The 22797-nt window shown below is 45.2% G+C and carries 40 protein-coding genes and 1 pseudogene; 40 read left to right on the plus strand and 1 reads right to left on the minus strand.

The features are described 5' to 3' along the window. Window positions 1-487: 487 nt before the first annotated feature. From FBQ74_RS14875 to FBQ74_RS14900, 7 genes are all read left to right on the plus strand, one after another. Window positions 488-964 carry a hypothetical protein gene (locus FBQ74_RS14875; protein WP_139757407.1) on the plus strand — a complete coding sequence of 159 codons (477 nt, stop codon included), beginning with the start codon at window positions 488-490 and terminating at the stop codon, window positions 962-964. 115 nt (window positions 965-1079) lie between these two features. After that, window positions 1080-1961: a leucine-rich repeat domain-containing protein gene (locus FBQ74_RS14880; protein WP_139757408.1), complete on the plus strand. Its 882-nt coding sequence runs from the start codon at window positions 1080-1082 to the stop codon at window positions 1959-1961. Between the two features lie 103 nt (window positions 1962-2064). Continuing rightward, window positions 2065-2445 carry a hypothetical protein gene (locus FBQ74_RS14885; protein WP_139757409.1) on the plus strand — a complete coding sequence of 127 codons (381 nt, stop codon included), beginning with the start codon at window positions 2065-2067 and terminating at the stop codon, window positions 2443-2445. Window positions 2446-2565: 120 nt separating this feature from the next. Then, entirely contained in the window at window positions 2566-2982 is a 417-nt protein-coding gene (locus FBQ74_RS14890) for a hypothetical protein (protein ID WP_139757410.1), read from the plus strand. 1 nt (window position 2983) lies between these two features. Further along, a complete protein-coding gene (locus FBQ74_RS18990) occupies window positions 2984-3160 on the plus strand; it encodes a hypothetical protein (protein ID WP_168190681.1) in 177 nt (58 codons plus the stop codon). Between the two features lie 470 nt (window positions 3161-3630). Continuing rightward, on the plus strand, window positions 3631-3948 hold the full coding sequence (locus tag FBQ74_RS14895) for a hypothetical protein (protein ID WP_139757411.1): 318 nt from the start codon (window positions 3631-3633) through the stop codon (window positions 3946-3948). Between the two features lie 114 nt (window positions 3949-4062). Then, a complete protein-coding gene (locus tag FBQ74_RS14900; RefSeq protein WP_139757412.1) occupies window positions 4063-4614 on the plus strand; it encodes a hypothetical protein in 552 nt (183 codons plus the stop codon). A gap of 69 nt (window positions 4615-4683) precedes the next feature. Here FBQ74_RS14900 and FBQ74_RS14905 read toward each other — a convergent pair. Next, a pseudogene (locus FBQ74_RS14905) lies at window positions 4684-5860 on the minus strand (IS3 family transposase). A gap of 268 nt (window positions 5861-6128) precedes the next feature. Here FBQ74_RS14905 and FBQ74_RS14910 point away from each other — a divergent pair. The 33 genes from FBQ74_RS14910 (at window position 6129) to FBQ74_RS15065 (ending at window position 22795) form a co-directional block, all read left to right on the plus strand. Further along, complete coding sequence (locus FBQ74_RS14910) at window positions 6129-6521, plus strand: hypothetical protein (RefSeq protein ID WP_139757413.1); 393 nt, start codon at window positions 6129-6131, stop codon at window positions 6519-6521. A 103-nt stretch (window positions 6522-6624) separates the two neighbouring features. Then, the gene (locus tag FBQ74_RS14915; protein WP_139757414.1) at window positions 6625-6975 is read left to right on the plus strand and encodes a hypothetical protein; all 351 of its coding nucleotides are present in this window, start codon (window positions 6625-6627) and stop codon (window positions 6973-6975) included. 92 nt (window positions 6976-7067) lie between these two features. Beyond that, complete coding sequence (locus tag FBQ74_RS14920) at window positions 7068-7259, plus strand: PspC domain-containing protein (RefSeq protein WP_139757415.1); 192 nt, start codon at window positions 7068-7070, stop codon at window positions 7257-7259. Between the two features lie 245 nt (window positions 7260-7504). After that, window positions 7505-7765: a hypothetical protein gene (locus tag FBQ74_RS14925; protein WP_139757416.1), complete on the plus strand. Its 261-nt coding sequence runs from the start codon at window positions 7505-7507 to the stop codon at window positions 7763-7765. Between the two features lie 81 nt (window positions 7766-7846). Continuing rightward, complete coding sequence (locus FBQ74_RS14930) at window positions 7847-8290, plus strand: hypothetical protein (RefSeq protein ID WP_139757417.1); 444 nt, start codon at window positions 7847-7849, stop codon at window positions 8288-8290. A 57-nt stretch (window positions 8291-8347) separates the two neighbouring features. Then, window positions 8348-9163 (plus strand): alpha/beta fold hydrolase, encoded by an 816-nt coding sequence (locus FBQ74_RS14935; RefSeq protein ID WP_139757418.1) that lies wholly within the window; start codon window positions 8348-8350, stop codon window positions 9161-9163. A gap of 25 nt (window positions 9164-9188) precedes the next feature. Continuing rightward, window positions 9189-9656: a GNAT family N-acetyltransferase gene (locus FBQ74_RS14940; RefSeq protein ID WP_139757419.1), complete on the plus strand. Its 468-nt coding sequence runs from the start codon at window positions 9189-9191 to the stop codon at window positions 9654-9656. A gap of 25 nt (window positions 9657-9681) precedes the next feature. Then, window positions 9682-10137, plus strand: a complete 456-nt coding sequence (locus FBQ74_RS14945) for a hypothetical protein (RefSeq protein WP_139757420.1) — start codon at window positions 9682-9684, stop codon at window positions 10135-10137. 156 nt (window positions 10138-10293) lie between these two features. Further along, complete coding sequence (locus tag FBQ74_RS14950) at window positions 10294-10872, plus strand: helix-turn-helix transcriptional regulator (RefSeq protein WP_139757421.1); 579 nt, start codon at window positions 10294-10296, stop codon at window positions 10870-10872. A 79-nt stretch (window positions 10873-10951) separates the two neighbouring features. After that, window positions 10952-11140 (plus strand): PspC domain-containing protein, encoded by a 189-nt coding sequence (locus FBQ74_RS14955; RefSeq protein ID WP_139757422.1) that lies wholly within the window; start codon window positions 10952-10954, stop codon window positions 11138-11140. A gap of 65 nt (window positions 11141-11205) precedes the next feature. Next, window positions 11206-11844, plus strand: a complete 639-nt coding sequence (locus tag FBQ74_RS14960) for a hypothetical protein (RefSeq protein WP_139757423.1) — start codon at window positions 11206-11208, stop codon at window positions 11842-11844. Window positions 11845-12030: 186 nt separating this feature from the next. Beyond that, window positions 12031-12657 carry a thiol:disulfide interchange protein DsbA/DsbL gene (locus tag FBQ74_RS14965; protein ID WP_139757424.1) on the plus strand — a complete coding sequence of 209 codons (627 nt, stop codon included), beginning with the start codon at window positions 12031-12033 and terminating at the stop codon, window positions 12655-12657. 49 nt (window positions 12658-12706) lie between these two features. Then, window positions 12707-13393 carry a hypothetical protein gene (locus tag FBQ74_RS14970; RefSeq protein ID WP_139757425.1) on the plus strand — a complete coding sequence of 229 codons (687 nt, stop codon included), beginning with the start codon at window positions 12707-12709 and terminating at the stop codon, window positions 13391-13393. A 57-nt stretch (window positions 13394-13450) separates the two neighbouring features. Further along, window positions 13451-13777, plus strand: coding sequence for a hypothetical protein (locus FBQ74_RS14975; RefSeq protein WP_139757426.1), 327 nt, complete (start codon window positions 13451-13453; stop codon window positions 13775-13777). A gap of 4 nt (window positions 13778-13781) precedes the next feature. Next, the gene (locus tag FBQ74_RS14980) at window positions 13782-14639 is read left to right on the plus strand and encodes an alpha/beta hydrolase (protein WP_139757427.1); all 858 of its coding nucleotides are present in this window, start codon (window positions 13782-13784) and stop codon (window positions 14637-14639) included. 68 nt (window positions 14640-14707) lie between these two features. After that, on the plus strand, window positions 14708-15067 hold the full coding sequence (locus tag FBQ74_RS14985; protein WP_139757428.1) for a hypothetical protein: 360 nt from the start codon (window positions 14708-14710) through the stop codon (window positions 15065-15067). A gap of 8 nt (window positions 15068-15075) precedes the next feature. Continuing rightward, window positions 15076-15270, plus strand: coding sequence for a hypothetical protein (locus tag FBQ74_RS14990; protein WP_139757429.1), 195 nt, complete (start codon window positions 15076-15078; stop codon window positions 15268-15270). Between the two features lie 54 nt (window positions 15271-15324). Further along, window positions 15325-15678 (plus strand): DUF1428 domain-containing protein, encoded by a 354-nt coding sequence (locus tag FBQ74_RS14995; protein ID WP_139757430.1) that lies wholly within the window; start codon window positions 15325-15327, stop codon window positions 15676-15678. Between the two features lie 88 nt (window positions 15679-15766). After that, window positions 15767-16474 (plus strand): hypothetical protein, encoded by a 708-nt coding sequence (locus FBQ74_RS15000; RefSeq protein WP_139757431.1) that lies wholly within the window; start codon window positions 15767-15769, stop codon window positions 16472-16474. 210 nt (window positions 16475-16684) lie between these two features. Next, window positions 16685-17086: a carboxypeptidase-like regulatory domain-containing protein gene (locus tag FBQ74_RS15005; protein ID WP_139757432.1), complete on the plus strand. Its 402-nt coding sequence runs from the start codon at window positions 16685-16687 to the stop codon at window positions 17084-17086. Window positions 17087-17126: 40 nt separating this feature from the next. After that, the gene (locus FBQ74_RS15010) at window positions 17127-17372 is read left to right on the plus strand and encodes a hypothetical protein (protein ID WP_139757433.1); all 246 of its coding nucleotides are present in this window, start codon (window positions 17127-17129) and stop codon (window positions 17370-17372) included. A gap of 49 nt (window positions 17373-17421) precedes the next feature. After that, window positions 17422-17640 carry a hypothetical protein gene (locus FBQ74_RS15015; protein ID WP_139757434.1) on the plus strand — a complete coding sequence of 73 codons (219 nt, stop codon included), beginning with the start codon at window positions 17422-17424 and terminating at the stop codon, window positions 17638-17640. A 30-nt stretch (window positions 17641-17670) separates the two neighbouring features. Next, complete coding sequence (locus FBQ74_RS15020) at window positions 17671-17958, plus strand: hypothetical protein (protein WP_205912262.1); 288 nt, start codon at window positions 17671-17673, stop codon at window positions 17956-17958. 50 nt (window positions 17959-18008) lie between these two features. Continuing rightward, on the plus strand, window positions 18009-18629 hold the full coding sequence (locus FBQ74_RS15025; protein ID WP_139757435.1) for a DUF1294 domain-containing protein: 621 nt from the start codon (window positions 18009-18011) through the stop codon (window positions 18627-18629). A 146-nt stretch (window positions 18630-18775) separates the two neighbouring features. Beyond that, window positions 18776-19288 carry a hypothetical protein gene (locus tag FBQ74_RS15030; RefSeq protein WP_232371933.1) on the plus strand — a complete coding sequence of 171 codons (513 nt, stop codon included), beginning with the start codon at window positions 18776-18778 and terminating at the stop codon, window positions 19286-19288. A gap of 52 nt (window positions 19289-19340) precedes the next feature. After that, window positions 19341-19511: a hypothetical protein gene (locus FBQ74_RS18995; RefSeq protein ID WP_168190683.1), complete on the plus strand. Its 171-nt coding sequence runs from the start codon at window positions 19341-19343 to the stop codon at window positions 19509-19511. A 71-nt stretch (window positions 19512-19582) separates the two neighbouring features. Then, entirely contained in the window at window positions 19583-19885 is a 303-nt protein-coding gene (locus tag FBQ74_RS15035) for a hypothetical protein (RefSeq protein ID WP_139757436.1), read from the plus strand. 31 nt (window positions 19886-19916) lie between these two features. After that, window positions 19917-20597 carry a hypothetical protein gene (locus FBQ74_RS15040; RefSeq protein WP_139757437.1) on the plus strand — a complete coding sequence of 227 codons (681 nt, stop codon included), beginning with the start codon at window positions 19917-19919 and terminating at the stop codon, window positions 20595-20597. A 16-nt stretch (window positions 20598-20613) separates the two neighbouring features. Further along, window positions 20614-21219, plus strand: a complete 606-nt coding sequence (locus FBQ74_RS15045) for a DUF6624 domain-containing protein (RefSeq protein WP_232371934.1) — start codon at window positions 20614-20616, stop codon at window positions 21217-21219. A 42-nt stretch (window positions 21220-21261) separates the two neighbouring features. Continuing rightward, on the plus strand, window positions 21262-21738 hold the full coding sequence (locus FBQ74_RS15050) for an MBOAT family O-acyltransferase (protein WP_139757438.1): 477 nt from the start codon (window positions 21262-21264) through the stop codon (window positions 21736-21738). A gap of 29 nt (window positions 21739-21767) precedes the next feature. Continuing rightward, a complete protein-coding gene (locus FBQ74_RS15055; protein WP_139757439.1) occupies window positions 21768-22229 on the plus strand; it encodes a hypothetical protein in 462 nt (153 codons plus the stop codon). 25 nt (window positions 22230-22254) lie between these two features. Then, the gene (locus FBQ74_RS15060) at window positions 22255-22578 is read left to right on the plus strand and encodes a YceK/YidQ family lipoprotein (RefSeq protein WP_139757440.1); all 324 of its coding nucleotides are present in this window, start codon (window positions 22255-22257) and stop codon (window positions 22576-22578) included. Between the two features lie 22 nt (window positions 22579-22600). Then, a complete protein-coding gene (locus FBQ74_RS15065; protein WP_139757441.1) occupies window positions 22601-22795 on the plus strand; it encodes a hypothetical protein in 195 nt (64 codons plus the stop codon). Window positions 22796-22797 lie beyond the last annotated feature (2 nt).

A 22797-nucleotide genomic window follows, 5' to 3' on the forward strand; every position in this document is an offset into this window, starting at 1 on the left:
TATCGCCCTTTATGCGGGTGTTAGCTGCCCGTTGAGAAATAAGGATGTCTCCAGATTATTCTGAATATAGTCAAAAAGAACTACGTGAAGCTTTGATTTCAATAGATAAGGATTCGTATCCAGAAAATTATGAAAAGTTGGTTTTAGAGCTTTCGAAAGATGGATTTGTTTGGTCTGTCCTTATAATCTTAATGGCGGGACTACCCCTGCTTCATTCTTTTTTGTGCAGTTGGACATTATCTGGACATGGTATAGTAACGAGGCAAGCAGACAATTTTTTGTTTACACTAACGCAATTGTTTTATTCTTATATCTGCTCGTTGGTTATATTATTCGCAATAGTGAGATGGCCGTGAGACAGCTAACAAACAAATTAAGGCACTCGCTTCGCTCGCTGGGACGCAAACATGGCGGCTGGGTCACTTCGTTCCGATTATAGCCGCCATGTTTACGCCCCTTATTTGGGTGTTAGTTGCTTCGAGGTTGTATGGATTATTTTGAAACAATTTTATTGGGTGTCACGGCTGGCGTATTAACATCTCTTACTCTTTTATTTATGAAGAGTGTATGGGTGAATTCTATCCTTCCGATGTACCAAGCTGCACGATATCAAGGAGCAGATGTTTCGGGTGTTTGGAACAGTGAATATAAAAACGAAGAAATCAATAGTGAGGCTTCTTTTTCATTAGATATACGACAGCGAGCGCACAAATTAAATGGCTCACTGTATTTCTCCTATAAATCGCAAGAAGAGAAAACTAGTGTTAATTACAATTTCGAGGGTGAGTACTGGGAAGGGTGTTTAACCTTAAGTTGCAGAAACAAAGACAGAAAAGGTTTTGCTCAAGGTGCACTTTTCTTGAAAGTAACACATAACGGGCGAAGGTTAGAAGGTACATTTTCCTATAGAAGCTCAAAAACAGGTGATGTAGTTAACAATCCAATCTACATGGATCGCAACTAACAAATCGCTGTAGTCGGTCGCAAGCTCCCTGGGACAATAACACGTGGGCTCAGTCGCTTCGCTCCAAATTTTAGCTCACGTGTTATTGCCCCTAAGCGGGGTGTTAGGAATACTTTTGAACTCATACGTAGATTTAAGCATTGAGCAGTTTTTGTCATGGGAGCATCGTAAAGAATGCCCTAGAACTATTAGTTTCCCGTCAGAATATGATAGGCAAACAGACCTACGTATCGCTTGTACACAATTAAATTTATCACAATCAAAACAGAAAAAATTAGTCGATGAATGGGCTGAACTTATACCAACTTTAACTGATGTAGAGCATATTTGGTTTTACAGTCGCGTACCTCAAAAACTACTCAATTCGGTTGCAAGCTTACCCAAATTAAGGTCACTTTTTATAAAATGGAGCGGTAATGGAATTACTGATTTGGTAAAACTTGGTGACTTAAAATCATTGGAGAGACTATATATTGGTAGTTGTACTCAGTTAGAAACATTAGACAGTTTGAAGAAACTAACTAAGTTGAAGTGGCTTGAGATGCATGAGCTTAAAAAAATCAATGATATTACTGCAATTAAAAGCCTAAAGAACTTAGTTGGCTTAACATTTACTGGCGGTATGTTTGGTAAGCAGCTTCTAACAAATATTGATGCCATCTCTCATTTAAAAAATCTTGAATTTCTCGATTTTCATAGATTAAAGGTAGAAAGTGAAGATGTATCCGCTATTGCTAAATTGAAAAAACTCAAATATTTAGATCTTCCTATTTATTACCCTTTATCCGAGTTTGCTCGAATTTATTCTGCTTTGCCAAATTGTGATCATGACATTTACGCCTACCGTAAAGCAAATGAAATTTGCGTAAAGTGCATGAAGGGTGAAATGGTGTTGCCTATGGCTAAGAACAAAAGGCAGATTTGCACAGTTTGTAGTGAACAAAAAGTAAAGAAACTAGAAGACGAATTTTTAGGTTTAGTGGCGTCGTATTCCTAACAAGTCAATTCAGTAGGACAAAAAACAGTTGGTTTTGCTCCTGCGTCGCTAATTTTAACCAACTGGTTTTTGCCTCTGATTGAGGCGTTAGGTGTCATCAAGGATGAATGAATATTTTAGGCTGTTTTTAGCTCTACTTTTGCACATATCGTGTTTTGCTACTGGGTTTTCGATTTTTAATATGACCGGGCTCAACCCTAAAAATCCTGAACCATCTATGTGGAGTCAGCTTCTTTTTATTGTAATTGGCTTGGGGGTCATTGTTTATATCTCGACAAAGTCTGAAGAGCCATTTAAACGCACTTTAGTTAAGCTACTATTGCAAAGTCTTGAGTGGTTATTTCTTCTGCTTTCATTAACACTAGTAGGAAAGTTATTTTCAGATAAAACTTTGTCCTTCAATTGGTTTTTAGCTGCAGTTGCAGTGGCAACTACAATGGCAACCCATAAATTAAAAAATAGTAAGTGGCTAAATGCCACCTAACAAAAAAATCAAGCTCGCCCGCTGCGCGGGCTGGGACGCATACATGCGGGGCGGCTTCGCCATTATGCCCCACATGCCTGCGCCCCTTATTTAAAAGTTAGCAGTCGAATAGGTGTAATCATGATCAGGGATTTTTCAGAATACATTACCCAGCACATGACCGAGAGCGGACTTAGTCATCGGCCATTACCAGGTGAGCACCATTTTGTAAGCATTTATCTTGTTCCTAGACTTTACCGAATAAATAAGCGAATTCCAGATTATGTAAATCCTGACGGAACAAAAAAAGTAATCGGAGACGTTGTCTATTACAAAGATCATGAGCACCAGTTAGGTATTGAGGTGAAACTCGGCACGGTTAGATTAACGAAGAATGAATTTAATACTTGGATTGTAAGTTCAGATGAAGTTGAGTGGCCTCACACATTTTTGGGTGTTGGTAAACGAGGCTTAGTTTTAAGTTCTTGGAAGCATTTCAGAGACGCTTATCTTAAAGCAGTAAACCATAAAATGAAGGATTGGGCTCCTAAACCATAAAATGAAGGATTGGGCTCCTAAACCAATTGAAAAAGGTTACGGCCCGTCTAAAAATGTTGACGAGCTATTCAATTTTTTCGATCCTCAATTTACATTTACAAGAGAACTTGATGCCCAAAAGGCATTGCACAGTGAGCTAGACTTTTTAAAGGCGCTTCGTAGTGAAATCGACTACTAACGAGGCCATAAACACGCGCGCGGTGGCGCGCTGGGACAGTAACACAGCGGCGGCCTCGATATTCTCGCCGCTATGTTATTGCCCGTTAAGTAAAAGGTTATGTTTTCGGTGAAAAAATTGAAGCTTGCCAGGTTTGTAAAAGTTGAAGTAATAGACTTGGGGTAATTGCGCCAACAGCGTTATCACTTTATCCAATACTGTTGCTATTCTCTGGGGAAGCAGTTTTTTGGGGTCGTGGGGAAAACGTTATTTATTATGAAAATGACGCCGGTTTCGTTTCGTTGCTCTGGTTCGGTTCCAGTATTTGCCTGCTTACTCACTTTCTCTTCCGCCCAATCAGAATATTTAACTACAGAACTCGCAAACACCTCATCTGCATCTCTGCGGCTTTAGTCTGCATTCGATTAACATCGGCGGTTGTATTAGTGTAAGAAAATAATAATACGTTAGCCGCTTATAAGGATACAAGAATGACAATACTTCGGATAAGTCGTGACAGCGGCTTTGCGGACAGAATGAGAGACTACACAGTTATTGCCAATGGCACCTTCTTAGGTAGGATAGGGAACGGCGAAACCAAAGATTTTGAAATTGATACAAATGAGCAAGAAGTATATTTAAGGGTAGATTGGTGCCGTTCTAATAAACTCACCGTTGTTCCCTCAGAGGATGGAGTTATTCACCTTACAGCCGAATCATCACTGCGTGGTTTTAAATTGTTTTTGGCGCTTGTATACATAGCGTTAATGCCAACCAAATACATCAGGTTATCTCAGGTTCATGGCTAACAATGCGCTTTTGATACTCACTTCGTTCTCACGGAAACAAACACGGGTCAGCTTCGCGATTATAGCCCCGCGCCTTCGCCGCAAAGCTTAAAGTTGGATTGCATGGAAAACTAAGTGATCACTGTGATTGTTGCAGATATTTTTGGTAGAACACCAGCTCTTGAAGAGTTGGCAAGTACCATTTGTAAGAACTATCTCATCGTCGACCCTTATGATGCTCAAAATGAGATGTTCCAAACTGAAAGCGATGCATATGAGTATTTCTCCTCTAATATTGGCTTGGAAAATTACAGTGCGCATTTGATTAACTCGCTTACCAAATTGGACTCTTCTGTAAACCTCGTCGGATTTAGTGTCGGTGCTGCTGCCATTTGGAATCTCTCAGGAAGTTTTGCATTTTCTCACGTAAACAAAGCCACGTGCTTTTACGGTTCACAAATTAGAAATAACCGAAAAGTTGCCCCACTATTTCCAGTAACTCTCATTTTCCCTAGAGCAGAAAAACATTTTTCGGTATCAGAATTAATCTCAGAATTGTACAACACAGAAAGAATCACAATTAGACAGGTGCCTTACTTTCATGGTTTTATGAATAGGTGCTCAACGAACTTCAACTTGCAAGGATACGAAAGTGAGCTTCGAACGCTTGCTGCTTGTGCTATTTAAAAAAATCAAGCTCGTCCTAGAGTTGCCCCACTTTCGGGTACGCAAACATACAGACTGTGTCTGTAGTGGTCAATAAAACCCGGACACCTTTTTAGCTAATTCTTCCGCTTTTGCCGGTGGTAGCCCATCGTTAAATTGATGCGGTCTTTCCCAGTTGTAATAATTCATCAGGTAATATCCCACATCTCGTTTTGCTTCATTAGGCGAACGGTAGCCGGTTGATGGCATCCATTCGGATTTCAGACTTCTGAACACGCGTTCCATTGGGCTATTGTCCCAGCAGTTCCCCCGGCGACTCATGCTCTGGCTCATCTTGTAACGCCACAGCCTTTGTCTGAATTTACGAGCGCCGTACTGAGAGCCCTGATCGCTGTGGAACATCACGCCTGTTGGCTTACCTCTCAGCTCGTAAGCCATATCTAAAGCTCTTGCGGCAAGCTCCGCGTCCGGTCGGTGTGATATACTCCAGCCGATAACTCTGCGGGTGTGCAGGTCAATTACGACGGCTGCGTAATACCATGCTGAACCTGTCCAGATGAAGGTAATATCGCCGCACCAAGCCTGGTTGGGCTGCTCCACACTGAACTGCCTGTCCAGTAAATTAGGGATATCTGGCCGCTCAACCTGTACGGTTTTATAGGCGTGCTTACCCGGCTGCTTGCTCATCAGCCCTTGTTCTTTCATCAGCCGACCTACTTTGAATCGGCCCATGACGATGCTTTCATCGCGAAGCATATCGACAAGCGTTCGTGTGCCAGCAGACTGACGACTCTTATCGATCAGACGCTTCACTCTGGCGCGCAGAATACGCCGTTTAGCACCAATCAGCCGGTGTCGCTTTCGTCGTTCATAAAAACTACTGACACCAACACCTAAAGCTGAACAGACCAATTCTGTTGATTCATGCACTCTCAACCGGTCTATCAGCGCGTGGACTTCAGGTCGTCGGACATTAAGAGTCTGCTTCACAGCGAGCAGTAGCCTTTTTTAGAATGGTCTTTTCTCTTTCCAAGCGATTCACGCGAGCTTCCAGCTCCTGAATACGCTGCTGCTCTTGCGACAGCGCTTTGGACTTCGGTGTGCTACCGCCGCGTTCAGACTCAAGCTGCTGAACCCATTTGCGCAGAGTATTTTCGTGAACGTCTACTGCACGTCCGGCTTCGACCACGCTATATCCCTGATCGAGCACCAGACTGGCTGCATCATGTTTAAATTCCGGACTGAATGACCGTCTTTGTCTTCTCATTGAACACCTCGTTATTAAGTGTAATGCTATCACTTAAAACGGTGTTCGGGTTTAGTCTGCCACTACACTGGGATAAAAAGGGGCTCCTGATTGTAGACTCGCTTGGGAATCAAGTATTTCTTAGCTATGCGTTATTCTCGAAGCCGGATATCGAAAAGGTTTACGAATTTGTCTCCGAAAATAATGAATAAATGTTGATGAACTACAACAAATCACCTCGAAATGGCTCATCTACAGCGCCACGAGAATACAAACACAAGGGACGTTTATGAGGTTTTTAATCATATTAGTTGCGCTGCTCGTTACAACTTCAATACAAGCGGAAGATGGTCTGTTTACTCGTTTATTTTTTGAAAAGTTAAAGACAGATAGCAACGTAGCCCAGAGCTATAACACCGGATTTTTAGCAGAGTTTAATAGCAATAACACTGTGGATATCGCCGAGCTATACAACCTTCATATAATTAACAGAAAGCTGGAAGATGGAACGGTAAACATTTTCATTTCCCTAAAGGATATTTCTACCGGCAAACCCTACAACATAGGCGCTAATGCCGAAGACTTTGTCATTGGTGAACAAAAATCATTCAGTTTCGAAAACAATGGCTATCACTACAGCATCAGCATCGACACGTCGTTAAACGCGCTACCTGGAAGTTGACGCAGGTTACGATGACTGTTGTTAGGTTAATGATACCGGCTGGCAAAAGCCGCGGTTACTCAGCAGGCATTTACAGATTAATGAGAACGTTACCCGGACTGATATGAAGTTAATAGGTAAAATTATCGGCGCTGCGGTGCTTACCCTGGTAGCCCTTTACTACGGCACTTTTCTGATAATGCCCAGCGTAACCGTGAGTAACGACAGCGGCGCAACAATTCAGTCTGTATATGTCACCCTGCCTGATTCGACCTTGAATTTTGGAAGCATCGAGCGCCAGCAGAAAAATACTATTCACTATGCCCTGCACCAAAATAACGGCGATTATCAATACCGCGTTGTAGACTCAGATGGCGCTATACGAACAGGCCGATGCGGGTCGGTAATGAACAATGAGATTCATAAACGCGTTCAGATACAAGTTAACAAACACGATGTGATTTGCAGCGATTGAAAACCAGGCATTTATAGATAGACGAATGCCTCCGGGTTTCGTATTTTAAATGACTCGGACACTCAAAAGCTCAGCGCTAAAAAAGGATTAAAATGGACTTTAAAAACATGCCGAAGCAACGAAGTCATTTTCTGGCTGGCGTCGCTGCTGGAATTGCCGATTACCAAGGCATTAGCAAGTTTACAGTAAGAAGCTTCTTCGTTATTACCGCCATTGTTACCGGCGGGCTGGGTATTCTATTGTATTCAGTTTTGGCGCTTTTAATGCCACCGCCCCCGCAATAAATTTATATAGCTAGCGATTACTTGCACGCAACTACATAAGAAATCATGCGCGAATTAACGAGGCAGTAACGACAGTCGCACCTGATGGGAAAGCAGGTTTATTTTTGAGCGTTATCACTACTTTTTAGTCAAAAGTTTAACACTGATTATCCAGCCCCAGCGTCACCCCCTTGCATTTAAAGGTGTATAGAGCCTGGCCCGTAAGTTGCTGTTTGAGATGGTTAATTTATTAAAGGAATAAAAAAATGAAAAAGTTGCTAACCGCGTCTCTGTTAATTGCCTTTCTTCTGGTTGTTTATTCACAATTTACTGAACTGGCTTATAAGCTTGGCTTCGCTGAGCTTAAAATGGTTGCCGTGTTGGAAAACGCCGAAAAGATGAAAGTTAAATGCGATGCATATGCCCTTGGTTATTTTGATGAAATTAAGCTGCAGAATAAGTTTCAGCAATGTATCAATGACTACGAGGCAGAAGGCTATGAGGTTATCAGCAGAAGCGAAACCTGATCATTAGTTGATTGCGTGCGCATTTTCACGCAATCTTTCGATACCACTTACTAGTAAATTTAGAAATAAAAAGGACTTTGAATGTTTAAATACGTTTGCGCAGCGTTAGTTGTTTTGAGCACGTTTTACTGCAGTGCCACTCACGCCAGTCAGGAGGCACAGCGTTTTGGAACCTGCCTTACCGACTCGATGACCGGTAAGGAAAGAAAAAATCTAGCGAAATGGATTTTTCTGGGTATGTCTACTCATAGCACAATCAGGCCCTATGCGAATGTCACTAAAGACGATATTGACGAGATTAATCAGTACGTAGGCTCGCTAATCACGCGGTTGGTCACCGAAGATTGCCCGGAACAGGCCAAGGCTGCAGCCGACTTAACGGGGGCAGCTGCATTTGAGCAAGCCTTTAAAATTGTTGGCGAGGTGGCAATGCAGGAATTAATGACGGAACCCAGCGTTGGTCAGTCATTAGGCGCTTTTGAAAAGTATCTTGATCAGCAAAAGTTTAACGATGTTTTTCAATAAGCCAGCACTCAGTTGGTCTGCTTATTTACAAAAGCTGGCAACAAAGGAGTGACCAGGTTGAAAACATGTTTTGCGCTTATCTTACTGCTTACGAGTTTTTGCACAGTAGCCGCCTCAACTATCGAACTGGAAGATGGCTTTGTAGAATATGAGATCAAGGGAAACGGCGACATCCCCGTTTTGTTTGATGCAGGTGCAGTATCAGGCATGGCTGGGTGGGATGCTATCTGGCAGGATTTACCGGAAGGTATAACAGCGCTGAGATTTTCACGCCAGGGAGAAGGAAACTCAGACTCTTGCGAAGGCCAGCGAAGCGCGGCTGATTACGTTGATGAGGTTGCGCAGTTACTCTCTGCTTTACAGATAAAGACACCTATCGTTTATGTCAGCCACTCATTTGGAGGGATCACGGCAAGAAATTTTGCAGCTGCACACACCAGTGAGATAGCTGCGCTACTTATGGTTGACCCGGCAAACCCGCGTGATGTGGAGATTGTGACACAACTTAATCCTGAAGATGGCCATCTCGAAGTAAGCAACGTTAAAGAAAATGATTATAAGATGGGCGCTGGAACATGGTGCTTTTTAGATGTTGTATGGGATAAATCGGATAGTGTCGGCTATGCAGAGATAGGTGATATTCCAGTTACGCTGATTGCCGGAACCCGGGCTGAAACATCCCCCTCCCACACGCTTGAGACACAGCGCGGCCGCGCGCTTTGGGGGAAATACCAAAGCGAGTGGGTCAATCAGTTTCCGCGTGGCAAAGCGGTATTGGCCCCGCATAGCGGTCATATGGTACAGGATGATCAGCCAGCACTTGTGCTTAACGAGCTGGTCAAATTGCTAAACAGGCTGGAAAACGTGAACTGATGACTGTTCTGCTATTGGCAACCCGATGATTCTCAGGCCTTTTGTAATGGGAGATTCAACGCGCCTGGTTTCTCTGCTTAACGACAAGGATATGTCGAAATGGACCGCGCATATTCCTTATCCTTACACTTTAGAAGATGCTAAAACCTGGCTGTCGTCTCATCCCACGTCACCTCGCAGGGCGCTGGCCATTGAGCTAGATGGATCGCTGGCTGGCTGTATTTCTTACTGGCCAACAGATTCGGGGGCGACCGAAATCGGCTACTGGGTAGCAAAACCGTGGTGGAGCCAGGGGATTGCTACTCAGGCGATAACCCTGCTCTGCGAGTCTTATCTAGCTGAGCACCACGAAGTCATTGCTACAGTAGCAGAACAAAATATTGCGTCTCAGCGTGCGTTAATGAAGTGTGGATTTACGTGTAGCGACGAGTGCGGTATTACGCGTAATGACGACGCGCTTAACGCCTTGCGCTTTGTAAAGAATAAGACCTGACTCGTATTTTCCCGAGGAGCTCATCGTGAAAAAGCAGTTTATCTGGGCGTGTATTATTTCTTTTGTTTTGCTTTTTGAACATTTGAACCATCTTCTTTTGCTAATTATTGTAACTGATTTCGCACCTGTAGAAGCTATCTCCAGGGCGTTTGCTCATACCTCGATAACATCTGTGCTGTTTATAGGCGCGTTTCGCATTATCCCATTCGTACCGCTTGTGCTATGTGCAATGTTCACGAACCTTTTTAATTCGCTGAAAGGTAAGGTCGCATTATGGCTGAGTCTGGGGATGACCGTATTCATTATTTTCACAGGATACTGGGAGATCATGCGCCCCTTATATACAGATGAGCATGCATCTTCCACAGCAAGTATCGGTTATATCTTCGTGCCTGTTGTTGCGCTGAGTTACGCCGTTGCTGCTGGTTTTGCTGCATACTTTATCTTTTACATTGCAGAAATTATTTCTAAGCGAAAGTAGTGTTCGAAAACTTCTTCAGGTAAGTTTACTTATTCGCCGCGCCGGCAACTTTTATTGGGTGTCGTAGCTTTGTCTGCCAGATGACGCCGATGTGTCGTAACTGTAAAAAGGACTGTTCCTGTATCGTTCATATCGAACTTACAAAGGAACATTAAAATGGAAATGAAAGTAAATTCGAAACTGATCGTTCAGTACAGACATCAGCGGGCGTGGAGTCAGCAGCACCTGTCGATGGTGGCCGGTGTCAGCCTGCGAACCATCCAACGCATTGAAAATGAAGGTAACGCATCGTTTGATACCCTAAAAGCCATTGCCTCTGCCTTCGATATTGAAGTTAATGAGATTACGCAAAAGCCATCCCGGATTAAAGCAGTTCACGCCAGGCTTTCTGCCTCTGCGTTAGTCATCGGCAGTGTATTACTCAGTATATTTATTACTTCATCAACTACTGCCGCAACCGGAATAGAGATTCAGGCAAAAACCATTTCACAGTCGAAGGACAAGTCTGCGACCGATTTCACCGGTGAAGTCAGCATGTTTATCCCGCATAACGAGCCGTTCAACATAGCTACAGTCCGGCGCGATGCGCAGTCTTCCAATAACTTCTTTCAACTGAGGATTACCGCTGAAAATGCGACTTTTTTAGTCCGTGACGCCGAGATTACGGTGGCTGAAGAAGGCGTAAAAATTGTGGCAGTACAGGTCACCGCAAGAAACAACGGTATCCCAAAATAACGAACGAAAATATGCGCTGCTTGGCAAATTCAACAATGCTTAGGAAGCAGCGCTTTCAACATGGACGAGTATATAAAAGATGGAACGCGAAGAATTATACCGGGGTAAAACCTGGATTGCAGGCGGTGTCTACGCAGGAATAGCAGATTATTACGGGCTCAGAAAGGGTGCCATTCAGGGGGTATTCGTTTTGGGCACTATTATGTTTCTGGTTCCGGTATTTATTTATATTGTATTGAGGCTGCTTATACCTAAACGACCACGCTAAGACTCAAAAACAATTCTGAATTTTGCGAGTTCGATGAAGTGATACAGCCAGTAAAGCTAAAATCAATGAGAGTAATATTCGTCGACCCACTCTTATTTTTTGTGTCTGTGTTTATTCACGAATCAGGGCATGCCATAACCGGAAAACTTGCAGGGGTTGGCAACCCTGTTGTTCAGGTGTGGCCGGGCGTAGAGGTCTATCCAAACATAGCAACATTGCCATTCGCGGCGCACTGGCCTGCTAATCGTGTCGCCTCGGTAAGCTTTGCCCGGCAGAAGCGCACTGATGTGCAGTTTCATCCTGCCATCGACAATCAATATTTTCTTCCCTCGCCTGTCTTTGTGAGTGACTCCCCGACCAAGAATGTTATCGCGCCGCCTGTTGTAGGTGTCATGGGTAGCGGTCTTACCTATTTGCTATCTGTAATTTGTTTGATGAACCTATGGCTGTTTAAGCCTCAAGGCGTATTTCGCACTGTGCTGGTAGCAGGCTCGCTACTTTTTTACGATTTACTCTTCTACGCTGTTTTTCCCACATTTTTCGGACTACCTCATGTTGTATTTTTCGGTGGCTCGGTGTCTGAACCCGTTATATATCTGGCACAGATGGGAGTGGCATCATGGCTTTCGATCTCCGTAATAATTGCGCTCAGCGCCCTCCATATCGCTATTCTGGTAAAGCTGCAAACAAATAGCACCACCTGAAAACAAGCAATACAGTTATCAATATTCAGAACGTCAACATGAAGTGGTACTATGCATAAAGGATATTCAGGATAAGTAATAACGAGGCGTGGCAGCCCAGCCACAATTCCAAAAGACGCATTGTCGCTATGTGTATGTGGTGCCTGATTAAGGTTGATTAAAATCAGTCAGTTAAATGGATTTTTTATGTTTAGAAAATTAAGTTACTTCGCTCTTCTGTCGCTCACGCTTTTTTCTGCTCATGCTGCTCAGTTTAATCCGGGAGAGGATTATCTGGAGCTTGATACAGCAGCCACCAAAGAGAAAGAGATTACCGAATACTTTTCTTTTTACTGTCCTGCCTGCTTCCGCCAGGAGCCTTTTATGAAAGAGCTCGAAGCGGCTATTCCTGAAAGTGCGACATTCAAAAAGAATCACGTAGACAGCATGCCCGGCAGAAACCCGCAAATCGAGCGGCTGCTCACCAAAGCACTGGTAACGGCGACATTTCTAAAAGCCGAAGATAAAATGGTTCCGGCTATCTTTAACTATATTCACGTAGACAATGCCACTATCGATAACGAAAAAGACATCCGCAATCTTTTTATCGTTAATGGAATCGATCCGAAATCGTTCGACAAAACCTTCTCTTCTTTCGCAGTGAATACTCAGGCGAAGAAAATGGAGAAAAATACGGCCTTTGTGCGCAGCCAGGGATTCACGGGTGTTCCTACCCTCATCGTAAACGGGAAGTATAAGCCATTGACGAACAATATAAAAACGATGAAGGAGTACCAGGAACTGGTTCTTTTTCTGTTAAATAAAAAGGCGTGACAGTACCTTATCAGCGTTACATTACTTTGTAGTAAAAAGCAGGAAATACATGGATAAGCAACACGCGCTTCTCAACCTTGCGCGAACACGGCAGGCCACGCGCTATGAGGGATATACTGCAATAGGTGATTACGATGATGGCGTTTGGGAATGCGACTATATTTCGCCATTCAGCCTGTCATCACATAATGCTGACGCAGAGATTCTGATTATATTGCAGGACTGGTGCTCTGAAGAAAGCTTCGATATGCCAGTGTGCCGTGAAACCTTATCGTTGGGTCACACACCTTCGGTACGCACCAACATCAATTTAAAGCGTTTGTTGCAACAGCATTTTGGCAAGGCGCTTGAAGATGTTTATGCCACGAATCTGTTTCCCTTTGTTAAACCCGGCCCGATGAACGCACCGATCCGCGCCAAAGATCTTGCGCGAGCCGCTTCCGATTTTACCCTTCCGCTTATTGATATCGTGCAGCCTGAAATCGCAGTGAGTCTGGGTACCGCTTCATTTAACGCGCTGCGTAAAGCTTGCGGTTTAAAAAGTGTTGCTAATGTTGAAGAGGCTGTAAATTCAAGTTTTGTACACAACCATACCCGAATTTTTTGTCAGGCTCATACCGGCCAGTTGGGCCAGAATAACCGCAACCGCGGCGGTGTTAATCGTGTAGAGCGTGATTGGGCAGCGATGAAGCAAATATTTGATGGTAAGCCGGCGCCCGTCTGCCCGCCTTGCTGAACATTGTTATCCCTGTTCAGGTTTTAAAGCTATTACACCATTGAAAAAGGAACTTTTATGAAACCCATACCCTTGCTATTTCTGGCCTTGTTTCTGACTACAATAGCGTGCAATGCCCTCGCCGCGCGTCATTATGATGCACTTTTAAACCAGGTCGAAAAGCTGGCGCAGCAAGCTGACCGGTGTAAAGCAACCAAAAATGCAAGTAGTGAAGCGTGTACGCTATTTGCCAACGCCCTGAACCAGGGTGGCATGAGTACTATTTCGTTATTTAAAAATAAACTGTCAGCGATTATTGAACAGGATGCCGATGCAGGGATAGAAGCCAGTCAGCAAATGCTACGCATAGGTCAGGCCGCAGTGATACTGACCAAAAGTCGTTAATGGGATGAGACGATTTGGGAACATCTGGCTGACAGCAGCGCGATTGCTGAGCGTACTGTTTATTGTGGCAAGTAGCGCCACTCTGGCGAACGAACCCTTTAAAATATTGCGCAGCCAGGTAGTAACCCTGACAGAGCCGGACACCGAGCGTGCTTACCCGTTGTATATAAAACTTCCTCGCTCCTACACAAACAAAGCGAAAAAACGCTATCCGGTCGTTTATCTGATGGATGCCCCCTATAGCTTTCCAATCGCCTCAGGGGCAACGCGTTACCCAATGAATAGCGGCGATTTGCAAGAGGCCATTCTGGTTGGTATCGCTTATGTGCGCGGTTCGAAAGGTCCTGCCAGCAGAGTGCGGGACTTTACCCCTGTCCGGGCTTCTGACTGGAAACTACAAACCGGCAACGCCGCCGGCCATGCCGCCTTTATTCAAAATATAATATTCCCGCATATAGAAAAAAATTACCGGACTGATAACAAAACTCGCACCTTTGTTGGTAACTCGCTTGGAGGTTTGTTTGGTGCTTACATTTTGTTTTCTCAGCCCGATATGTTTACCAGCTATATTCTGGGAAGCCCTTCTGTGTGGTTTAAGGACGAATATCTGCTATCGCTTTCGGCCACAGCCACTGATGTGCCTGTGAAGGTATTTATTGGCGTAGGTAGTCTGGAAACCCGCGCTGCTGGTGAAAAGCACGAAATGGTGACCGGGGCGAAGCAATTAGCGCAGAAAATACGAGAAATAGCCGGTAACAACATGGCGGTGAAGTTACAGATTGTTGAAGGCGCGCGACATTCAACCGCCTTCCCCACAACGCTGATTCAAGGGTTAGACTGGATTTATGGCCAGTCCCGTTAAACACGTATCTTGCGTAACATTGGCATAGAACGGAAGCGGCTACGCCCTTATATGTAACAGGAAACACTATGAAATCATGGAACGATTTATCACTACTACAAAAAGCAATCATCGGCCTGGCTTTGACTATCGGCGCTGCGTTTCTTCCTGAAATTGCACTGCTGGTCAATTGGGGCGGCATGGAAATCGCCTTTGCGATGATTCTGGCATCACTTTCACCCTTTATCCACTGGCTGATGACAAGGCTTAACCGACTGCGCGGGACAATGCTACTTGCTGTGAACGCTTTTACACAAAGCGCCTCTGCCCGTCCCCGGGTTTATATTTTACAAAGCATGTTTGTCGGCACTGCTTTTGTCATGACCGGCTCCGCCTTTGCGATCACCTTCATGTTGCCGGGCATGCTGTTTAATTCAATTTTGGTGTAGGTATAGGAATGCAACGGGTCATCGTATTTAAATCCAGAGGCTTCTGGTCGAGTGAAGTAGATATCAACAAGCTTAATGACAAAATAACCCGGTTTAACGATAGCGGTTGGCGGGTGGTATCAATTACGCCCAACACTACAATTTTTGGTGCTGTCGTATCGTATTCGTTACTGCTTGAGGCAGAGCCTCCGGCTATTTCCTAGGCATTTTTCCCCGTGTGGCCTACTGTTTAAAGACTTACGTTACGGAGAATAGCAATGTCTTATATTGATGGTTTTGTGGCAGCGGTGCCTACTGACAATAAACAGCAATATCTTGAGCATGCGCAAAAAGCAGCAGCCATTTTCAAAGAGTTTGGCGCATTGAAGGTGGTTGAAACATGGGGCGATGAGGTGCCTGACGGCGAGGTCACTTCTTTCCCTATGGCGGTCAAAGCAAAAAGCGACGAACGTGTCGTCTTCTCCTGGATCATCTGGCCATCAAAACAGGTACGCGATGACGCGTGGCAGAAAGTAATGGCGGACAGCCGGATGCAACCGGAGAATAATCCGATGCCCTTTGACGGAAAACGTTTAATATACGGCGGTTTTGATTTACTGTTAGAAAGCTGACAGTCTCGTTCACAGATCCAACGAACAATAATTTAATCTACCGGCCTATACGGCCGTTGACGTTTTTATTTTGCCTCAGGGAAGCGGCATGAATCTTAAAGTACTATTGATAGCACTTGCTCTGATACCTCTCAATTCTCAGGCTGAGACACCGGCAACATCCGTTAGCGCCCAGGCAGACACTATCGTTTATTCCGGCGACATTTCTGATTCCGCCAATGAAGCGGTGCTATCACTGTTAAAGATGCATCCGCAAACACTTACTACGCTGGCGATCACCAGCCCGGGAGGCGAAGTTAACGCAGGGATGGACCTGGGCGACATGGTCTTTTCTCATCAGTTGAGTGTGAATATTGAAGATTATTGTTTGTCGTCATGCGCGAACTATGTGTTTACCGCGGCCCCACAACACCACATATCTAACCGGGCAGTGATCGGCTTTCATGGTGGCGTCACCGGCATGGAGGACTCATTTGATAACGTCGTCCTGACCATGCCGGAATCTCAACGTGCTGCGGCCAAGGCGACGTTTGCGAACTACATCCAAAGCGCCATCGAACGCCAACGACGATTTTTCAAAAAAATTGGCGTTGATCCTGCCATTACAACCCTCGGCCAGGCGCCAGTCTACGATCAGTACGAAGCGTCGGAAGCCTATGTGGGCTGGTATTACTCCATAGACGATTTATATACGTTGGGTGTTAAGCATATTGAAGTCATCAATCCGCCCTGGAAACAAAGAGATCTTTCACAGACAGTGAAATTTTTCAAAGTCAGCGTATCCGGCAGCGAATAGCTTCATTGGTTACTCCTACGCGTGCTCGCTGACGCTCTGGATGAAAAAACATTAAAAGCACAGGAATATGGGAATGGAAGGTGTTGTTAGTGAGGTAAGCAATAAACAATGCTAGACAGCCAGCCATAATTGGTGGCACATTATCGATGATTTTCTTTTAACACTTACAAAGGATGGTAAGGTTTTTTGCCCCCTTTGATCACGGACGAAATGATGAAATTCCAACGCGCACTTTTTGCATTACTGCCTTCTTTTTTACTTTTCGGCTGCAACTCAGACAGTACCGATTCCGGAGAAGTCTGCACAGCCGAAGCAGTACCTGCGATATCTGTATCAGTTATCGATGACCAAACCGGAGACTTGATATCCTGCGGCGCAACGTTGGAGATACAGGATACGGGTTTTGAGGAAACGGTGACCAACACCGACGGTGACAGTTGTGACAACAACGCGCCCCTTGAAGGTGCGTTCGAGCGGCCGGGCTATTACAACCTTACCGTTTATAAAGAGGGCTATGAATACTGGTATGAATACAACGTTGAAGTGCCCGACGGTGATGAATGTCATGTTGAAACAGTTGACCTCGAGGCACGTCTGATAAGCGCTGAATAGCGTAAAAGACGGTATTACAAAGCAAACGCGGGGGGCGCAGATGAAAATGTTTTTGGCAATATTTGCTGCGCTGTTATCTGCCATGATGTTGCCGGGTTGCGTTTTATCAGAAGAACACGCAGACACGATGACACCAACAGTAGACATGGGCGCAACCTGCCGACTTGAAACTTGCCCGGATTGTGCACCTGTTAATGCCTGCCCCTTGGATAAGCAGGAAATTCTCGGCGCCTCGTGCTCGTGCCCCACGCCTAACGGTATTCAGTACGGACAGGTCACCCGATAGCCCCTGCTTATTAACAACGAATGTGCTCAAACACGAAGAGAACCCAGTAATGCTTTCATTGAACGCGACCTTACTAGGCCAGGTTATTGCCGTTTTGATGGTAATAATGGCGATTGCCGGTTACTACCTGGGCAAAAGAAAAACCCAGACACCGGTATTGACTACAATCATTGCTATTGTCTCGTCACTTTTACCTCCACTTGCGCTGTTATTTCTGATGGCGCTGGTGCTTAAAAATGATGTGGCTGCGCAGTCTGATAATCTTTAGCAATGAGTAAAATTCTAAGGATGGTGAAAAATGAGTGATTACGCATCTTTCGGTAGCGGCTTGGGTGTTATTTGGCTGGGACTTACCGCCGTTCTTCATTGTGCATTTGCATTAGCTGTCTGGTTGCAGGCTCGCAAGGGGCAGCAACCCGGCAATGTAACCTGGCTGGTTCCACCTTCAATCTGGGCGTTGGCCACCCTCTTGCTTGGCCCGTATTTCGCTGCTGTATACTGGTTTATTCATCACTCATCGTGGGGTGGGTTCAACAACGACGCAGTACGCTCGCTTAAAGCGCGTCGAAGACAGCTTACTGATTAATCCGCAAGCTGTGCTATTGCACACATTTTACAACCGTTCATGGAGACCCGGTGAAGTACAAGGGTAAAATTGTTCAGTGGAATGATGAGAAAGGTTACGGTTTCGTTCAACCTGTAGATGGCTCGCAGCGCGTGTTCTTTCATATCAGCGCGTTTACGCGGGGTGATCGCCGTCCGGTCAATGGTGATTTCGTTATTTACACATTGGCCAGCACCAGTCAGGGTGAAATGCGTGCTGAGCGCGTAACCTACTCAGCAAAAGGAACACGAAAAAGCGCTAAGTCGGGAGTCAGTAAGGTCCCCGCCATTATTGCTGTCAGTCTTATTGGCGGACTGACCACGCTTTCCGTTTTGGAAGAAGTGCCGGCATTTGTGCCAGCGCTGTATGGTGTAGCAAGTCTGATCGCGTTTGTGATTTACGCCAAAGATAAATCTGCCGCAAAGCAGGGTAAGTGGCGTACGCCTGAAAGTCATCTTCATCTGATAAGCCTTCTGGGTGGCTGGTCCGGCGGCCTGATGGCACAATCCTATCTGCGTCACAAATCCAGCAAAACATCATTTCTTGTCGTTTTCTGGATAACCGTATTGGTAAACATGCTTGCTCTCTCCTGTTACCTTGAGCCGTCGCTTCTTCCAGAGTCATTTCAGCCCTTGCTGAAAAAATATCGTTAAGCGCAATCCAGCGGTAACAGCTTGTTACATTATACCAAGTGTCCAGCGCTGAACTTTCCTCTATCTTGCCAGCCTTACCTGTGTAATTCACTGTGTTTCGATTATCAGGAAAGTATTCGGTCTTTCAAATATAAGGATATATTGCAATGAAAATCATTCATCTTTTCGCCATAACGCTGGCCACGTCATTTTCCTGCTCAGCCTTCGCGCAAACGACACCTGCCGACGATCAGGACATTGCTTCACAAATCTCGGTTGGGGTGGGACTTGGCACTATGTACAGCGGCCTGGGAGCCAATGTTGCCTGGACCTCACCTACCGATCTTAAATATATTTCAGCAGGCTGCACTGCGCAAAAAGAATGTGGATTGGGCATTGGGTGGATAAAAACCGACTTGTTTGACAGCGCCTCTAACAAACATGGGATGGGCATTTATCTGAGCAAAGTCGACGAAGAATGGCAATGGGATGTGCGCAATGTAGATGGCCGGATGGTGTATGATGGCCAAGAAAAAGATGTTTACGGGCTGGGACTGAGCTATACGTATTTTATGAACGGTATAAATAAGTCCGGGACCACCGCCGGTGTGTCTTTTCATGCTACAAACAGTGACTATGATGATAAAGAGATCTGGCTGCAACTGGGTTATCAGTTCTGATAAATAAATAGCGGCACTACGCTGGCAATACTAACGGAAGAGGAAGATTTATATGAAAACTGTATTTCGTATTGTGCTTGGATTTGTCTTGCTGGCAGCGGCGCTCGCTGCCTATAGCTACGGCCATACCACCGGCACATTTCTGTTTATTGTTGCCGGCTTCGCCTTAGAAGCGAGCTTTTGGTTCAACCTGTTTCCGGTCAGAAGAAAGGCACCCCGATAGACAATCGGTAAAACAGGGCTACGGCCTCATCAAGGGGTCTTTTAACGGGCAATGTATTTGGGGGAGGCGGTTTGAAAGCTGGTCAACACTGGCCCGTTATTGCAGGCTTTAGCGCTACCGTTATCGGGATGATTGCTTTCGCGGCGCACTGGCATCTGTGGGGCTATTTTGAAGGGCCGTTACCCGGTTACGAAATACTACTTTTCCCCGGTAACATGACGCTTCGCTATTTGTGGCATCCGTTACTGACAGAAGAGCTGTCTTTAAGCGTAAAACTGATATTACTGTTTGCTGGCCAGTTTTTTGTCGTCACGCTGTTGTGTCTGGGGCTGCGCATGCTAATCAGAATAAAAGATAAGCTCATCCGCCAGTGACGTTTGTTTTCAGAAACCTCATGTCACGTTAATGTCGCAACATAATGGGATATTTAACTTTCCACCGTCAGGTATCCAATGCTACAACTACTGGTACCGAGCGGTTAGCCATAAACTTCATAAGGATGTGATGATGCGGTATGTCTCTTTTCTCATTTGTGCAATAGTACTCACCGGATGTGCATCTGGCCCGCCAAAGGTCCAGCCTGGTGAACAGTTTGCGCAAAAAGGCGCGGTAGTGTCAGCCCCCTCTGATAGCGGCTGGTTATTGCTGGAACATACTGAAGAGAGTATTGCGCTCGCCCGCCCCTATCCTGAACAAGAATCTGTTGTATTGAATACCTATTATTTCTGGATAGGCGAAACAGTCAGTGACGATGTGTTTTTTGAAACGCTCATCGAAGGCAGAAAGCAGGTTGGTGACGAAAAGCGCTTTAACCAGCTTGATGTCAGTTACCAGAACACGACCTTTCAGGAGCAGTCGTGCCTGAAGTATGAGGGTGTGGCTGAATATCAGCAGAACACTGACAAATTGCCTGCTGGCTCAGCATACTTTACTAATCGCGGTTATATCTGCCGATCAAAACTGGATAACGCCAGTGCCATTTTAATGGAAATCTCAATGCGCTCGGCTTCCCCTGAAATGCCCGAACAGACAATAGCGCTGGGCGAGCGCTTTTTTTCCAATATCCGCCTGACCGAAACGCAGTAGCATCAGGAATCGGCCAGTGCAAAGTCCTTCAATCTTCATACCTATTGCCCGATATTTGCTCCTAACCCTGAGTATATTTTGGTTATGTGCATCAGCATTTGCCAGGGAAAACACTGAACTTGTTTCAGTGCTGCTTGAGATGAAGGCTCAGGACCAGGCTGTGCGTGAAGTAATAAAACAAAGCGGCGTAAATTTGTCGCAAGCTCAGGTTGATCGCATAACGGACACTGACGCGAAACACACCAGACAACTTAAAGCGATTATCAGCGATCACGGCTGGCCGTCACTTTCCCTTGTAGGTGAAAATGGCGTTCAGGCGGCTTTTTTGTTGGTGCAGCATTCGCCTGACATCGCCTTTCAAAAAGCCATGCTCCCGCATATTTTTCATGCATATCAGAACAACCAGGGTATCACAGGCCAGGAGGTAGCACTTCTGACTGACAGAGTTCTGGTCAAAACCGGGCAGCCTCAAAACTATGGTACACAGGCTGATATTACATCGAACACGGTCACATTTTTCCCCATTGCAGATGCCGATGATGTAGATAAACGCCGGGCAGAGATGGGCTTACCCCCGCTTATCGACTACAAAGAGATGTTGGAGCAGTTTTATGCAAAATAACGCTGCAGGATGTCGTATTACCTGCTTGTGGATAATGAACTAATGAGCAGTGCGCAGCGCCTTCGCCACATTACATTACGCCAGTATGTTAAAAAACGTACCGGTGTCGCACTTGGTGCAAGCGGCTCGATGAGCAATATGCTGCGCCGCTCACTGGGCGCGCCGACATTTTCGGGCTTCTGGCAATACTGGAATCCGGTATGGGGGTATTATTTGAGCCGGTATATTGCCCGCCCTGTAGGTAAAGTCACTGTCCCCGGGTTCGCTACTCTGGTGACTTTTGCGGTCAGCGGCGCTTTACATGATCTTGCTGTCAGTGCGGTAAAAGCAAAAGTTATATTCTTTTTTACACCCTGGTTTCTGTTAATGGGATTAATGGTCGTGATCACTGTTCATACAGGCGTTTCGCTAAAACATCACCGCTGGAGCACCCGCGCGCTGTGTAATCTGGCGTTAATCGCGGCAGGATTCGCAATGGCGAAAGCAGTAGAAAATCAGTTTCATACCTGGCAAGGCTAAAACAAGCGTCTCATTGAAAAGGAGATTTGATGTTATTAATGCAGTCCAGAACCCAGCATTTGTTTAGTCTGCTTATTTTTTATTGCATATTGATGGCGGGCTTTGCGGTAGTGACGCTCATTACTCATCCGCTCAGTGAGTTTTTTGATGAGATGCTTTTCAGTGCGCTAAAGTGGTTCGCCATATTTAGTGTGATATTCCTGTGGCTGGCAATATTTAACTCCGGTAGGTCAAAACTTACTGAACGTGGTGTAACGCTTGATGAAAGTGGCATCGGTTATGTTTACTGGGGTCGGGAGGTAAAAGTATTGTGGCATGAGATAACAAGCTGGAATGTAAAAAAAGGCGTCTTTGGCCAATTTTTTATTAACGGTAAAGACAATAAACACCTACGATTTAGTTACTACACTTTTTCTTCGTGGCAACGCGACAAGATTAACCAGGCACTTCTGAACCACTGCCCCGACAAGCAAGAGAAATCAACGGAATAAGCCAGTCATACTTTAAGGACAAAACATGAAAACCATTGTTATTCTTATCAGCACCATACTTTGCTGCTCCTGTGCCACCATGCGCACCATCGATCCTCCGGGAAACCAGGTCAACATCTCGTATTTTGGTTACGACAGCTATTGCAAAGATATTCCCCGGGTGTACAGCGGCGTGTCGCATAATTTTTGTGTGTTATATGGTAAGCCCAACGGCTACACGACCAACTTTCAAAAAACGCATTTTACCTACTTACTGGTAGACTCTGTTGTCTCAGCCGCCGCGGACACACTGATTCTGCCATACACACTGGTTACGCAAACCAGTAAAGGTAATATAAAAGTAAACTAATCTGAAAAGTCAGGAAATAGCAATGGAATTTATAGCAGAGGCCTTTTTAAAGTTGGTTGTTGCAGGGGTTAAACTGTTTGAACTGCATACGCTGGCACAGTTCTTCCGGAGCAGGAAAACGACACTTGAAAGATGGGCAGAAAAGTCGACACGGGATCAGCTCGCCGTTAATGTGATTGAAGAAAATGACGGCAAGCATTTGCCGAAGAACAAATGAAA

This window comes from Salinimonas iocasae, from assembly GCF_006228385.1.
In the GTDB taxonomy this organism is placed as follows: Bacteria; Pseudomonadota; Gammaproteobacteria; order Enterobacterales; family Alteromonadaceae; genus Alteromonas; species Alteromonas iocasae.

What these genes read in the sequence shown, in the direction of transcription:
- FBQ74_RS14875 (WP_139757407.1), top strand. Translation starts at nt 488, where the DNA reads ATGGATTATTTTGAAACAATTTTATTGGGTGTCACGGCTGGCGTATTA.
- FBQ74_RS14885 (WP_139757409.1), top strand. Translation starts at nt 2,065, where the DNA reads ATGAATGAATATTTTAGGCTGTTTTTAGCTCTACTTTTGCACATATCG.
- FBQ74_RS14890 (WP_139757410.1), top strand. Translation starts at nt 2,566, where the DNA reads ATGATCAGGGATTTTTCAGAATACATTACCCAGCACATGACCGAGAGC.
- FBQ74_RS18990 (WP_168190681.1), top strand. Translation starts at nt 2,984, where the DNA reads ATGAAGGATTGGGCTCCTAAACCAATTGAAAAAGGTTACGGCCCGTCT.
- FBQ74_RS14895 (WP_139757411.1), top strand. Translation starts at nt 3,631, where the DNA reads ATGACAATACTTCGGATAAGTCGTGACAGCGGCTTTGCGGACAGAATG.
- FBQ74_RS14910 (WP_139757413.1), top strand. Translation starts at nt 6,129, where the DNA reads ATGAGGTTTTTAATCATATTAGTTGCGCTGCTCGTTACAACTTCAATA.
- FBQ74_RS14915 (WP_139757414.1), top strand. Translation starts at nt 6,625, where the DNA reads ATGAAGTTAATAGGTAAAATTATCGGCGCTGCGGTGCTTACCCTGGTA.
- FBQ74_RS14920 (WP_139757415.1), top strand. Translation starts at nt 7,068, where the DNA reads ATGGACTTTAAAAACATGCCGAAGCAACGAAGTCATTTTCTGGCTGGC.
- FBQ74_RS14925 (WP_139757416.1), top strand. Translation starts at nt 7,505, where the DNA reads ATGAAAAAGTTGCTAACCGCGTCTCTGTTAATTGCCTTTCTTCTGGTT.
- FBQ74_RS14930 (WP_139757417.1), top strand. Translation starts at nt 7,847, where the DNA reads ATGTTTAAATACGTTTGCGCAGCGTTAGTTGTTTTGAGCACGTTTTAC.
- FBQ74_RS14940 (WP_139757419.1), top strand. Translation starts at nt 9,189, where the DNA reads ATGATTCTCAGGCCTTTTGTAATGGGAGATTCAACGCGCCTGGTTTCT.
- FBQ74_RS14950 (WP_139757421.1), top strand. Translation starts at nt 10,294, where the DNA reads ATGGAAATGAAAGTAAATTCGAAACTGATCGTTCAGTACAGACATCAG.
- FBQ74_RS14955 (WP_139757422.1), top strand. Translation starts at nt 10,952, where the DNA reads ATGGAACGCGAAGAATTATACCGGGGTAAAACCTGGATTGCAGGCGGT.
- FBQ74_RS14960 (WP_139757423.1), top strand. Translation starts at nt 11,206, where the DNA reads ATGAGAGTAATATTCGTCGACCCACTCTTATTTTTTGTGTCTGTGTTT.
- FBQ74_RS14965 (WP_139757424.1), top strand. Translation starts at nt 12,031, where the DNA reads ATGTTTAGAAAATTAAGTTACTTCGCTCTTCTGTCGCTCACGCTTTTT.
- FBQ74_RS14970 (WP_139757425.1), top strand. Translation starts at nt 12,707, where the DNA reads ATGGATAAGCAACACGCGCTTCTCAACCTTGCGCGAACACGGCAGGCC.
- FBQ74_RS14975 (WP_139757426.1), top strand. Translation starts at nt 13,451, where the DNA reads ATGAAACCCATACCCTTGCTATTTCTGGCCTTGTTTCTGACTACAATA.
- FBQ74_RS14980 (WP_139757427.1), top strand. Translation starts at nt 13,782, where the DNA reads ATGAGACGATTTGGGAACATCTGGCTGACAGCAGCGCGATTGCTGAGC.
- FBQ74_RS14985 (WP_139757428.1), top strand. Translation starts at nt 14,708, where the DNA reads ATGAAATCATGGAACGATTTATCACTACTACAAAAAGCAATCATCGGC.
- FBQ74_RS14990 (WP_139757429.1), top strand. Translation starts at nt 15,076, where the DNA reads ATGCAACGGGTCATCGTATTTAAATCCAGAGGCTTCTGGTCGAGTGAA.
- FBQ74_RS14995 (WP_139757430.1), top strand. Translation starts at nt 15,325, where the DNA reads ATGTCTTATATTGATGGTTTTGTGGCAGCGGTGCCTACTGACAATAAA.
- FBQ74_RS15000 (WP_139757431.1), top strand. Translation starts at nt 15,767, where the DNA reads ATGAATCTTAAAGTACTATTGATAGCACTTGCTCTGATACCTCTCAAT.
- FBQ74_RS15005 (WP_139757432.1), top strand. Translation starts at nt 16,685, where the DNA reads ATGATGAAATTCCAACGCGCACTTTTTGCATTACTGCCTTCTTTTTTA.
- FBQ74_RS15010 (WP_139757433.1), top strand. Translation starts at nt 17,127, where the DNA reads ATGAAAATGTTTTTGGCAATATTTGCTGCGCTGTTATCTGCCATGATG.
- FBQ74_RS15015 (WP_139757434.1), top strand. Translation starts at nt 17,422, where the DNA reads ATGCTTTCATTGAACGCGACCTTACTAGGCCAGGTTATTGCCGTTTTG.
- FBQ74_RS15020 (WP_205912262.1), top strand. Translation starts at nt 17,671, where the DNA reads ATGAGTGATTACGCATCTTTCGGTAGCGGCTTGGGTGTTATTTGGCTG.
- FBQ74_RS15030 (WP_232371933.1), top strand. Translation starts at nt 18,776, where the DNA reads ATGAAAATCATTCATCTTTTCGCCATAACGCTGGCCACGTCATTTTCC.
- FBQ74_RS18995 (WP_168190683.1), top strand. Translation starts at nt 19,341, where the DNA reads ATGAAAACTGTATTTCGTATTGTGCTTGGATTTGTCTTGCTGGCAGCG.
- FBQ74_RS15040 (WP_139757437.1), top strand. Translation starts at nt 19,917, where the DNA reads ATGTCGCAACATAATGGGATATTTAACTTTCCACCGTCAGGTATCCAA.
- FBQ74_RS15050 (WP_139757438.1), top strand. Translation starts at nt 21,262, where the DNA reads ATGAGCAGTGCGCAGCGCCTTCGCCACATTACATTACGCCAGTATGTT.
- FBQ74_RS15055 (WP_139757439.1), top strand. Translation starts at nt 21,768, where the DNA reads ATGTTATTAATGCAGTCCAGAACCCAGCATTTGTTTAGTCTGCTTATT.
- FBQ74_RS15060 (WP_139757440.1), top strand. Translation starts at nt 22,255, where the DNA reads ATGAAAACCATTGTTATTCTTATCAGCACCATACTTTGCTGCTCCTGT.
- FBQ74_RS15065 (WP_139757441.1), top strand. Translation starts at nt 22,601, where the DNA reads ATGGAATTTATAGCAGAGGCCTTTTTAAAGTTGGTTGTTGCAGGGGTT.